Origin of the sequence: Loktanella salsilacus (genome assembly GCF_024206795.1) — a bacterium.
Lineage (GTDB): Bacteria > Pseudomonadota > Alphaproteobacteria > Rhodobacterales > Rhodobacteraceae > Loktanella > Loktanella salsilacus.
The window spans coordinates 2,165,247-2,177,505 of the sequence record NZ_CP072994.1; the positions used below are offsets into that span (position 1 = coordinate 2,165,247).

Below are 12,259 nucleotides of genomic sequence, written 5' to 3' on the forward strand. Positions count from 1 at the left end.
CGCGCAATGGCTCAGGATCAGCCCGCTCCCTCCTCAAGCAGTAGCTGCAACTCTTGCGTCAGCTTGAACGTCATGGGTGGCAACCGACCACCCGTAATCGCGCGCACCATCATGACCCATTCCCACTCTGCATCCGTCAGAGGACGGCGGTCCGACATTTTGAACGTCCCATCACCATGCTCTGTCATTTCGAGAATATCCCCCGGAGTGCGGCGCGCGAGCGGCTCGTGAGGGACGGGTCGCTGCGACCGGAAGCATCGCGCAACTCTTCCAACCAAATCACTTCGTTTCGTGTCACGACAGTGCCGAAGATGTCTGCAATCGCGGTTTTCTCGGTCTCGTTGCCCCGCTGCTGGAGTGCGAGTAGGAAAAGGCGCTTTGGGTCGCACTTCAACGCCTTCGCCAGTGCCAGCACACGATCGAGCGGCAGTTTGGTCGCGCCGGACTTCAACATAGAAAGCACGTTGGCGTTCACAAAGCCCGCCTCGCCCGCGATGTCGATTTGCGACTTCGGCCGCAACTCCAACACACGTTTGGCGATGAAGGCTGCAAGGTCGGTATCAGCGAATGGTCGTTTCATTTGTCATTTTACCATAAAATCACGCAGCTCATTGCTACACTAACGTTATAGCGAGCAGCGTCATGGGTCTGCTTGGGAACAGCTGCTGGCAGAGCTCCGCAAGTCACACAAGCAACAGATCCTTTCTCGGCTAAGACATATATTTGACGAAGTTGGTCAGCACATCTTAACGTTGTATCAACTACTAGGAGAACCTATCTTGTTCGCCCGACAGCTCTGCGCATTTGCACTTTCACTCGTTTGTCCGACTGCTGCCTTGGCGGAGTTCGTCAGGCCCGGCGATTGCGCGATCATCGTAGCGTCACGCCAGTCCGTGCCAGATTCCGTCGCCTACATCCGTGACAACGCGATAGATGCCGTAGCGATCTATGCCTCAAGTAACGGGTGGTATGCGATATCGGTTGGCACCATTCCGAACATAGGATCGGGCGATTTCGTGGCCTCCTTGGCCGGACGTGCAGCCATTCCTTCGGATAGCTACTGCTCGACCGGAGAGGCCTATGTCAGCGTCGCTTGGAGCCGCCCTGCGGACACGGCCTCGGAAAGTTCATCAAGCACGACCGCAAGTCTAGACGCGCCCTTTGATGCCAGACCTTTGACAAAGCAGGAGAAACGATACCTGCAAGCAGGTCTGACGCTGCAAGGCACCTACAGCGGGCAGACAGACGGCGAATGGGGCCACGGGAGCCAAAATGCCTATGAGGCCTTCCTCAAGGAAGAAGGCTGGCTGGACACCAACCGTAGCGCCGCCATCCTTGCGATCCTTACAGCCGACGCCATCGAGGAAGACCGCTGGACCAACCTCTACATGCCGGCAATCAACGCCAGCATTTATTATCCGGCGGCCACCATGGCTGCGCTTGATAACACCGAGACCCGAACAACAGAAATTGATAGCTACGACGGGTCCATTGCGACGCGTTTTTATGTCGGGAACCAGACAGATGTAGTCGACTTCCATCTGACCATCCGCCGCGAATCCGATAACTGGGGACCACTTTATGAAAGCCAGTCTAATGGTCTGATTGTCACTGGGACAAAGTCCGGCAGCTTTTACTTCTATGCTCGTTCCTTGCGCGATCCGGCAGATGGGCTGTGGTCGACCATCTACATAGTGAACCAGCTTGAGGACAAAAGTAACCGCCCTGCCCTGATGTCCTCGGGCTTTCAGATCGGCCGAGCTCCATCGCTAGACATCACGAACAGCGGCTATCTCATGAAGCTCGTTGATGCTGCCGTTTCTGAATATGAAGCCGGCCGCAGTGCTGAAGTCGCCACCACGACGAATGCCCCACCCCCACATGTTGCGCCTCCTCCAACGGAACGCTTCTCGGCAACCGGCTCAGGCTTCTATATCAATGCCGATGCAGCGATCATGACCAATGCCCACGTCATTGAAGACTGTGACACGCTGACGGTCGAAGGAGAGGCCCTGCGCGTAATCGCGGCGTCAGAACCGTTTGACCTAGCGCTTCTTGCTCCTGTGGCTCCTCGTCAAGCCGCACACTTTCTGTCCTTCGCTGCAAAACCGGCTCGGCTCAACAGCGACATCACCGTGGCAGGCTTTCCACTTCAGGGCATCTTGAGCGGGTTGAACATCACCCGTGGCAGCATCTCTTCAATGGAAGGGCTAGAGGACGCGACGCAGATGCAGATCTCTGCCCCTGTCCAGCCTGGCAACTCAGGCGGCCCCATTGTCGACCGTTTTGGCAGGGTGGTGGGGATCGTCGTATCTCGTCTCGATTATGATTACACGAAACGGCTAACGGGCGCAGAGCCGCAGAGCATCAACTTCGGCATTCGCGGTGCCATTGGCGCAATGTTCGCGGGATTGAACGACGTCGAAGTTGAAACGACGGACGCTGCCGAACAAATTGCGCCGGAAGATCTGGCGGATCAGCTTCGTGAGGCTACGGTTTTGATCAACTGTGAGGGCAGACATTGACTCGAAGCCATTCCTTTTCAGCCAATTCAACTTGCCCCAACTTCCATCGTTTGCCGTATCACTTGCATGCTATCGACAGGGGACTGTCCCGCCACTTCCGTGGCAAACTTTTGCACTGCCGTTCTCACCCCTACGACATACCTTCTCGCTGGATCGCACCACACAGAGAAAAGATCGATGCTTCGTCGAACGTGGCCCCGACAACCTGAAGCGCGGCTGGACGTCCCTTGGATGTAAGGCCTACCGGCATCGAAGCTGCTGGGTTTCCGGTTAAATTGAATGGGTAGGTAAACGTCGCCCAGGACACGATCGACTTGTCTTCATATCCTTCTGGAACATCACGCCCGACCTCAACTCCGGAGACAGGCAGTGTTGGCGTCAGCAAAATATCAAATTTATCGAAGACTTGTCGCATCTTTTCCCGAAAGGCATACCGCGCGAAGACACTTTCGTAATAGCTTTGCATTTCTTGCTGCAATGCCTTCTGCAAAACCTTCAGAACCGCCGGGTCAAGAAGCTCTGGCTGCACGTCAATTATGCCTCTTAGGCGTGTTCCAACCCCAGCGTAAAACTCAGAAGTCCACATTTCGATAGGGTCGGCATCAAGCACATCCACTTGCTCGATATTATAGCCAAGCCGCTCAAGTCGCGCGACAGCGGCAGCAGTGCACACCGCTACATCAGAATCCACACGCCCGAACCCCATCGTCGGGCTCCAGGCGATGCGCAGATCGCGTTGCTGCGCTACGGCGTTGTTGAAATCGGGAACACTCTCCCTGACGGAGAATGGATCACGGCGGTCAAACCCTGAAATTACACCAAGGACTGTAGCCGCGTCGTCTGGCGACCTTGTCAGAGGGCCTACATGGGCAAGTGTGGGCGTAGCGGAAACCGGATATACAGGAACGCGACCGAACTGTGCCTTTATGCCAAAAATTCCGGTCAGCGCTGCTGGTATCCTGATCGATCCACCACCGTCGGTGCCTATCGCGTAAGGGACAAGGCCAGCAGCAACCATTGCGGCAGCTCCCGCACTTGAGCCGCCTGGCGTCAGGTTGGGATCGAGCGGATTTCGGGTAACGCCTGAAAGTGGACTATCGCCAACGGCCTTGCAGCCGAACTCACTTGTCGTTGATTTTCCAAGGATGACAGCGCCGGCGGCACGAAGGCGCTCGACGGCTGGGGCATCGATCGCCACAGGGTCGGCTGATGATGATTTTGATCCGAACCTCATCGGCATGTTTTTGACTGCAATGAGATCCTTTACAGAAGTCGGAATACCGTCGAGCTCACCAAGTTTCTCGCCCTGCATGATCCTGCGCTCTGACGCTTCGGCCTGAGCGAGAGCACCTTCTCGATCGAAATACGCAAACATGTTGAGCTCGGGTTCGAGCTTCTCATAACGCTGCAAAACATCGCGTAAGAGCTCCGTTGGCGAAAATGCCTTGCGACCCAGTTCTCGGCTCAAGTCAGCAACGCTCATTTTAGAAAATTCGCTCATGGACAGAACCCCATTTGTTCCAGCCGCGGCGGCTGCACGAATAAAGTTTAACCTGACTGGGCGGCCATTGCACCAGCTCTGTTTTGCCATGCACCGTCTCTCAATGCCACAAGCAGCAATATTTTGAGACCGAATTACATCAACTTGCCGGTTCTCGTTATTGCATTAGGATGAGCGTTCGTAGGAAGTGCTCCAACAGTTGGCGGGCACAAACTTGGACGCAACCAACTTTTTCAAGGCTCGAGCTGCAGCGAGCGATCAATACGCATGCTTATACGTGCTAGGGCCACTGGCAGCGCACCTACAGTGCAAAGTCGATGCAATGACTTACACCGTTAGCGGCTCAGCGACTTCGAATCCTGCGGCAGCCCTGAGAGTCGCTGGTGATTTTAGTCTGCCCGACGCAGCTCCACAGGTCTTGGGTGCTGCCGGCATCGTGTCGACGGCAACAAACCTGATCGGCTGTCTGTGAGAACGTGTCTGTGTGTGGTCCTGTCCGACGATCCCTGAATGCTGATCCATTTCTCGCCCGCATCCTGTGGCGTTGGCAGAACTGAACGACGCCACGAATTCATCGCGAAACAGCCTCCATTTTTTAACTTGCGGCGGCAGTGCTGATTAGTATCGCCTCCGTCACACGTAGGCACGAAAAACCGACACCTGTCATCAGCGGAAACTAAGCAGGTTGCGCAAGCCTTTCGATAGAACCCCTTCTATAGCGTCCTAGGCCTACCGTTTGCGCTTGGCCAGCGAAGGTCAGGAAGCAGCCCATATTAACCACGTTTCGTTCCGCAGTGCTTAGAGTGGCAGCGCGTATCTCATTCAACCGATGGCTCCTATAGGCCTTTTCATTCTGATCGTGCGCGACCACAAAATGTATGTGATTGACCCGCTTCTGTATTTGCCGAATTGGTCATCTCTCTGCATCAATAAACTGGCGGTGCCACGACCCAGATTGCGATGGCTGGAACATCGCCCAGATTTTCCCACGCGTAGTCTTTGTTCTGAAACTGGAAACTGTCGCCTACGGCCAAACTGAACCGCATGTCGTCAACGATAAGATCAAGTTCACCCGAGAGCAGGACGCCGCCGTGCTCAGTTGGACGTAACGGCTTTATTGTTCCAGAACGCGCCTGCGGTGCGAAGGTCGATTTTATCATCTCAAAGGACCCACTTAAAGTGGGCGACAGCAGTTCCTCTACCAGTCCGCTTTCGGGTGTTCCCAAGGGACTTCGGTCTTGCGTGCGCACGACAAGCCCTCTTTCTTGATCATCCTGTCCAGACGATCGAAAGAAGAACGAGATATTGACGTCGAACAACGCCGCAATCTGCCGAAGGTCATTGATCGCCGGCTGCGCCTGCCCACGTTCGATCAGGCTCAGCCACCCCGGGGAACGACCGATTGCATCAGCCAGGTTTTGCAGGGTCATGCGGCGCGACCTGCGCATGGCGCGGATGTCCGAGCCCACGTAACTGTCCAACGGCGTCTCCTTGCGTTGCATTGCCTGCCAAACATACCGATGAAGAAATAATTTGGAACAAATATCGTATCTACTAAAAATATGTGTTGATTTTTTAGTGCGGCGGCTCCTGATATAACGAAGCATCCCTTGGAAGAGTCTCCATCATGGCCGTCCTCCCATCCTCTGCGCGTGTCGTCATCATTGGCGGCGGCATCTCTGGCTGCTCTGTCGCGTATCATCTGGCTAAACTGGGTTGGACAGATATCGTGCTGCTGGAGCGCAAGAAACTCACCAGCGGAACGACATGGCATGCAGCAGGCCTTGTTGGACAGTTGCGCGCCAGCCAGAATATGACGCGCTTGGCGAAATACTCCGCCGATCTTTATCGCACGCTGGAGGCAGAAACCGGGTTGGCGACAGGCCTGCGCCAATGTGGGTCGATCACAGTGGCGCTGAGCGCTGAACGGCAAGAGGAGTTGCGCCGTCAGGCTGCGATGGCGCGTGTCTTTGGGGTCGAGGTGAACGAACTTTCCCCGTCGGACATCCTGTCGCTCTATCCGCATCTGAACATGAAAGATGTTGTCTCTGGCGTGCACCTACCGGGCGACGGGCAGGCCGATCCCGGCAATATCGCGTTGGCCTTGGCCAAGGGTGCGCGAATGCTGGGTGCACAGATTGTCGAGGGCGTGATTGTGAACGAGGTCACGCAGGCTGATGGCCGTGTCACCGGCGTGACCTGGCAACAAGGCGAAGAGACGGGCACGATCGCCACCGGACATGTGGTGAACTGCGGCGGCATGTGGGGCCGCGATCTGGCCGCGCGCAACGGTGTCACCCTGCCGCTTCATGCCTGCGAACATTTCTACATCGTGACAGAGAGCATCCCGGGGCTTGCCCAATTGCCGGTGCTACGCGTGCCGGACGAATGTGCCTACTACAAGGAAGATGCGGGCAAGATCCTGCTGGGTGCGTTTGAACCGAAGGCCAAGCCTTGGGGCATGAATGGCATTCCAGCGGACTTCTGCTTTGACCAACTACCCGAGGATTTTGACCATTTCGAGCCGATTTTGGAAGCGGCCGTCAACCGAATGCCAATTCTCGCAGAGGCGGGCATCCACACTTTCTTCAACGGGCCTGAAAGCTTTACGCCGGATGACCGCTACTATTTGGGCGAAGCGCCAGAGTTGACGGGCTATTGGGTGGCGGCGGGCTACAACTCAATCGGGATCGTGTCGTCAGGTGGGGCTGGCATGGCGCTGGCGCAATGGATGAACGATGGCGAACCACCCTTCGATTTGTGGGAAGTCGATATCCGGCGTGCGCAGCCATTCCAAAAGAACCGCCGCTATCTGCAAGAGCGCGTGACCGAAACGCTGGGTCTGCTTTATGCCGATCACTTTCCCTATCGGCAAATGGCAACCTCGCGCGGCATTCGCCGTTCGCCGTTGCACGAGCATCTGAAAGCGCGTGGTGCTGTCTTTGGTGAAGTCGCCGGCTGGGAGCGCGCCAACTGGTTTGCCGATGAAGGTCAGACAGCCCAATATGAATATACTTGGGGCCGACCGAACTGGTTCCAGAATTCCCGCGCCGAGCACATGGCTTTGCGCGAAACCGTGGGGCTACTCGACATGACCTCGTTCGGGAAGATCAGGGTCGAGGGACGCGATGCACTGATCTTTTTACAGCGGATGTGCGCCAACCAGATGGACGTGGCCATTGGCAGGATCGTCTATACCCAGATGCTCAACGAACGTGGCGGGATCGAATGCGATCTAACCGTTACGCGAATGTCGGAAACCGCCTTCTTTTTGGTGGTGCCGGGGGCGACCCTGCAACGGGATCTGGCATGGTTGCGGCGGCATCTTGGCGATGAATTTGTCGTCATCACCGACGTGACCGCAGCCGAGGCTGTCCTGCCTTTGATGGGTCCGAATGCGCGAGACCTGTTGAGCGCGATCTCGCCCGCAGATCTATCGAACGATGTGCATCCCTTCGGCACTGCGCGCGAGATTGAGGTCGGCATGACCTTGGCACGCGCCCACCGCGTGACTTACGTGGGAGAGCTGGGCTGGGAGCTTTATATCCCAACTGATCAGGCCGCGCATGTGTTCGAGGCGTTGGTTGCAGCCGGTGCGGATCACGGGCTGAAGCTGTGCGGGTTGCACGCCATGGACAGTTGCCGGATCGAGAAGGGCTATCGCCACTTCGGCCACGACATTACCGACGAAGACCACGTGCTGGAGGCGGGCCTTGGCTTTGCAGTGAAGACAGACAAAGGCACCTTCATCGGACGCGAGGCCGTGCTGCGCAAACGCGAGAACGGCCTCGCGCGCCGGATGCTTCAGTTCCGCCTGACCGATCCCGAACCGCTGCTTTTCCACAACGAGCCGATTTTGCGCGACGGCGTGATTGTGGGCTACCTTACCTCAGGCAACTACGGTCATGCGCTCTGCGGTGCCGTGGGCCTTGGCTATGTGCCCTGCCGCCACGCAGGCGAGACCGTGAAAGAGATGCTGACCTCGACTTATCAGATCGACGTGGCCGGCCGTATGGTCGGTGCTGAGGCGTCGCTTAGCCCGCTCTATGACCCAAAATCGCAACGCATTCGCGTGTAGAAAGGTCTCGGCATAGTTGCACTGCGCTTGTCTTCGTCCAACTACAGCTGGACGAAGACCGGGGTTAAATGTTGTCGCAAGGAAAGTCCGCAATGTCCCCACTGCCGACACTCGACATGCCCACTATGAAGGTCCGATACTATGAACCGAGAATGTCGGTGGTGACTGCTCACCTGTGTTCATAGTTGACGACACTAAGGGCGGTTTGCGGACCTTCGCTGCGCTTTGCACCAAGGCCCGGTTCGCGGACCTTCCTGCCGTTCGCCGCGGGTGCATCCTCTCTCGTCTCGCTTGCGCGGCATCTGGAAGAGACGGCGGCAAGCAGACCTTTGCTGCGCCATCTATGAACGGTGGCTAATGGGATGTGTCGGCTGCGACGCCATCCATTTCCGCGGGTGCTATAGGGATGATGCTGCGCCACAGCGTGACGCAGGGCGACTTATGTGCAAGTGTCTGAATGCAACTCCGCTTCGGATTGCAAAAAAGGAATATGCTATGTCTTATTCTACCATATCACTCTGGGACGTGACGGATTGGACCGATGCCCATGAGACGCTTGCACGGGATAAATTCGTGCCGATGATCATGTCTGTCGGCGCAGACCGAGTTCAGATGGTTCGCACAGGAGACAAAAGCTTTTGTGTTATAACTGAATATGTCGACGCGCAGACAGCAGAAAAAGCCCAGAAACGCATCGCAGAAATTCGTGGCCAAGCTGCGGAAGAACTACCGATGACGATGGCCAGTGCGTCCGCTGGATCGGTCTTCGCGCATGGTTGATCGGCGCAAGAAGTCGTAGCTTACCTGCGGCGCGCTTGACTGATCGCGCCGCATCTTTTCGCAATGCAAAATGCGTGAGTCATGCCCGATTACTGACGCTCTGGCCAATAGTTGTAGATTTCCACGCGGAAGTGAGCCGGGTTTTCCATCGAGAAGTGAGCCACCTTTAAGTTATGTTTCGGGTGTCAGGCTTTGGTCAATGCATGATTGTCCTCCCTCTTTTTCTGCGCCGCTACGGCTGCACTGGCTTTGAAGCGGAAGCTGTCGTTTCCGGTCTCCAAGATGTGGCAACGGTGGGTTAGGCGGTCGAGGAGTGCGGTCGTCATCTTAGGATCGCCGAAGACGGTGGCCCATTCGCTGAAGCTCAGGTTCGTGGTGATGACGACGCTGGTGCGCTCGTAGAGTTTGCTGAGCAGATGGAAGAGCAGCGCGCCGCCTGATGCACTGAACGGCAGGTAGCCAAGTTCGTCCAGGATCACGAGATCCAGGCGGACGAGGCTTTCGGCAAGATGCCCAGCTTTGCCTTTTGCCTTCTCTTGTTCGAGCGTGTTGACGAGCTCGATGGTCGAGAAGAAGCGAACCTTGCGGCGGTGATGTTCGACAGCCTGCACGCCAAGGGCTGTCGCGACATGCGTTTTGCCGGTGCCGGGGCCACCGATCAGCACAACGTTCTGGGCACCATCCATGAACTCGCAGCGATGCAGCTGCCTTACAGTGGCCTCGTTGATCTCACTGGCCGCAAAGTCGAAGCCTGACAGATCTTTATAAGCCGGGAAGCGTGCGGCCTTCATGTGATAGGCAATGGAGCGCACCTCCCGTTCTGCGACCTCAGCCTTCAACAACTGGGCAAGCATCGGCACCGCAGCGTCGAATGCTGGTGCGCCTTGTTCCATGAGGTCGGTGACAGCTTGCGCCATGCCGTGCATCTTCAGACTGCGGAGCATGATGATGATGGCGCCGCTGGCGGGATCATGACGCATGATGACCTCCGGCGGTCCGGGCCCGCAGGCCATCATAGCGTTCGACATTGGCTTCTGGTTCGCGCTGAAGGATCAGCGCCTGCGGCGTATCGATGTCGGGCCCGCCGATCGTCTTTCCGTCGATAAGACGGTGCAGAAGGTTCAGCACATGGGTCTTGGTCGCGACACCTTCAGCCAGCGCCATTTCCACGGCGACCAGCACAGCCTGTTCGTCGTGATGCAGAACCAGCGCTAGGATATCGACCATCTCCCGATCACCGCCGGGACGACGCAACATGAGATCTTGCAGCTGCTTGAAGGCCGGAGGGAATTCGGAAAAGGGGGCACCGTTCCGCAAGGCACCGGGCTTGCGCTGGAGAACGGCCAGGTAATGCCGCCAGTTGTAAATCGTGCGTGGTGGCAATTGGTGGCTGCGCTGGATCACCCGCATATGTTCGCACAGGATCTGTCCTTCGGCGGCGATCACCAGACGTTCAGGATAAACCCGCAAGCTCACCGGGCGGTTCGCAAATGACGCTGGAACGCTGTAGCGATTGCGTTCAAAGCTGATCAGACAGGTCGGCGATACCCGCTTGCTATGCTCGACAAAGCCATCGAATGCGGGTGGTAACGGCATCAGAGCTGCTTGTTCGGCGGCCCAAACGTCAGCAACGCTCCCAGGTAATGCTGCGTGCGGGATCTTACCCCATAATGCGACACACTGCTGTTCCAGCCAGTCGTTCAGGGCCGCAAGATCGGGGAAGTCCGGCATGGGTTGCCACAGTCGATGTCGGGAATCCTGCACGTTCTTCTCGACCTGCCCCTTCTCCCAGCCTGCGGCCGGATTGCAGAACGCTGGCTCAAATACATAGTGGTTCGCCATTGCGAGAAAGCGCATGTTGACCTGTCGCTCCTTTCCGCGACCGACGCGATCGACTGCCCTCTTCATATTGTCGTAAATCCCGCGCCCCGGGATGCCACCGAAGACCCGGAACCCATGCCAATGAGCGTCGAACAGCATCTCGTGCGTTTGCAGCAGATAGGCTCGGATCAGAAAGGCACGGCTGTGCGACAGCTTGATGTGGGCGACTTGCAGCTTCGTGCGCTCACCACCCAGAACGGCAAAATCCTCGCTCCAGTCGAACTGGAACGCCTCGCCCGGGCGGAACGACAGCGGCACAAAGGTGCCGCGCCCCGTCGTCTGCTGATCCCGTTGCCGATCGGCCCGCCACTCACGCGCAAAAGCCGCAACCCGGCCGTAAGATCCGTCAAATCCGAGAACCATCAGATCGGCATGCAATTGCTTCAGCGTGCGCCGCTGCTTGCGCGACTTGCCGGCCTCCGTCTTCAGCCACCCGGTCAGCTTGTCGGCGAACGGATCGAGCTTACTTTGCCGCTCCGGCGTCGTGAACTGCGGCTGGATCGTGCCCGCGTTCAAATATTTGGTGATGGTGTTGCGCGACATGCCCGTGCGACGCGCGATCTCGCGGGTCGATAGTTTCTCGCGCAGTGCCATACGTCGAATGATGTTCAAAAGTCCCATGTGTATCACTCCAATGTCCCCCATTGCGCATCGCGCTGGAGGAAAGGTCACATGGCTCAAATCTCAGTGGAAATTATCCGCTTACCCGGCTCACTTCTGCGTGGAAATCTCCACAGTTAGCCCTTAAAGCGCAACATAAGCGCAACGCCAGCCCATGCACTAAAACCGGTCAGCACTGCGCCCCACACCGTATCGGCGGCGACCATTTGCCAAGACCAGTCTTTCATGATCGACATCGAAGTGAACTCGTAGGTGCCATAAGCCATCGCGCCTACGATGGCCCCGTGAAGCGCTGCGCGCCTGGGTGCGGCGTCCCGCAATGCCCGGATCGACACCAGAAAAACGAGACCCGCGACATAGGCCAAGTAAAACAATCCTGCCGGTGCGAGCATCGGGCTGTCTCGCATTGTTTCGCCAAGGTGACGGCTAAAGAGAGGCTTCATTAATGACGTCAGCATAACGGCATCAATAGCCAGGAAAAGAACGGCGGTGATTACGTATAAAATCATGGTTGCACTCCTGAGCTAGGTTCGCATTAACCTAGGGCGGTGCCGTCCGACGGCGATGCGACAGGGTAGAATCGCGTGGCTGGCGACGGGGCAGACGAGATGGTGTGGATGAAGCATTCTGCCTTCCGCCGCACGTAATCGGTTACTGTCGCCTTGGGGGCCTCATGTTAGTGCGTTGAACCAGAGTGACCGGTGAGCTCATCAAACTTACTGGGTCGGCAAGCAATCCCTGCCCGAGCAGTTCTCGTAAGCTAATGCAATGAAGTTGGTCAGTCAGCCAAGACCGAAGCCTGCTTGGCTATTCCCAATACAGTCCCCCTACCCCACCCATCCAGGTTGATACTCCGTGACCAGAGGCTCACGG

The 12,259-nt window shown here is 57.0% G+C and carries 10 protein-coding genes; 3 read left to right on the forward strand and 7 right to left on the reverse strand.

All coding sequences use genetic code 11. The annotated features are described in order from the left end of the window. Positions 1-17: 17 nt before the first annotated feature. Together KBW81_RS10540 and KBW81_RS10545 are read right to left on the reverse strand one after the other, a co-directional pair. Positions 18-188: a hypothetical protein gene (locus tag KBW81_RS10540; protein WP_254247142.1), complete on the reverse strand. Its 171-nt coding sequence runs from the start codon at positions 186-188 to the stop codon at positions 18-20. Continuing rightward, positions 185-580 carry an XRE family transcriptional regulator gene (locus tag KBW81_RS10545; RefSeq protein WP_254247143.1) on the reverse strand — a complete coding sequence of 132 codons (396 nt, stop codon included), beginning with the start codon at positions 578-580 and terminating at the stop codon, positions 185-187. Before KBW81_RS10545 ends, KBW81_RS10540 begins: the two co-directional genes overlap by 4 nt. A gap of 199 nt (positions 581-779) precedes the next feature. Between KBW81_RS10545 and KBW81_RS10550 the strand changes: the two genes are divergently transcribed. Continuing rightward, positions 780-2,525, forward strand: coding sequence for a S1 family peptidase (locus KBW81_RS10550; RefSeq protein ID WP_254247144.1), 1,746 nt, complete (start codon positions 780-782; stop codon positions 2,523-2,525). 130 nt (positions 2,526-2,655) lie between these two features. Here the strand turns inward: KBW81_RS10550 and KBW81_RS10555 are convergent, their stop codons facing one another. Next, complete coding sequence (locus KBW81_RS10555) at positions 2,656-4,026, reverse strand: amidase family protein (protein WP_254247145.1); 1,371 nt, start codon at positions 4,024-4,026, stop codon at positions 2,656-2,658. A gap of 926 nt (positions 4,027-4,952) precedes the next feature. Further along, complete coding sequence (locus KBW81_RS10560; RefSeq protein WP_254247146.1) at positions 4,953-5,456, reverse strand: helix-turn-helix domain-containing protein; 504 nt, start codon at positions 5,454-5,456, stop codon at positions 4,953-4,955. A gap of 197 nt (positions 5,457-5,653) precedes the next feature. Between KBW81_RS10560 and KBW81_RS10565 the strand changes: the two genes are divergently transcribed. Continuing rightward, a complete protein-coding gene (locus tag KBW81_RS10565) occupies positions 5,654-8,104 on the forward strand; it encodes a GcvT family protein (protein ID WP_254247147.1) in 2,451 nt (816 codons plus the stop codon). A gap of 495 nt (positions 8,105-8,599) precedes the next feature. Then, entirely contained in the window at positions 8,600-8,884 is a 285-nt protein-coding gene (locus KBW81_RS10570; protein ID WP_254247148.1) for a hypothetical protein, read from the forward strand. A gap of 185 nt (positions 8,885-9,069) precedes the next feature. Here KBW81_RS10570 and istB read toward each other — a convergent pair whose 3' ends face one another. From istB to KBW81_RS10585, 3 genes are all read right to left on the reverse strand, one after another. Beyond that, the gene (gene istB / locus KBW81_RS10575; RefSeq protein ID WP_254247149.1) at positions 9,070-9,864 is read right to left on the reverse strand and encodes an IS21-like element helper ATPase IstB; all 795 of its coding nucleotides are present in this window, start codon (positions 9,862-9,864) and stop codon (positions 9,070-9,072) included. Continuing rightward, on the reverse strand, positions 9,854-11,386 hold the full coding sequence (gene istA, locus KBW81_RS10580; RefSeq protein ID WP_254247150.1) for an IS21 family transposase: 1,533 nt from the start codon (positions 11,384-11,386) through the stop codon (positions 9,854-9,856). The genes istB and istA overlap by 11 nt, the downstream gene beginning before the upstream one ends. A 116-nt stretch (positions 11,387-11,502) precedes the next feature. Continuing rightward, positions 11,503-11,895, reverse strand: coding sequence for a DUF2177 family protein (locus tag KBW81_RS10585; RefSeq protein ID WP_254247151.1), 393 nt, complete (start codon positions 11,893-11,895; stop codon positions 11,503-11,505). Positions 11,896-12,259 lie beyond the last annotated feature (364 nt).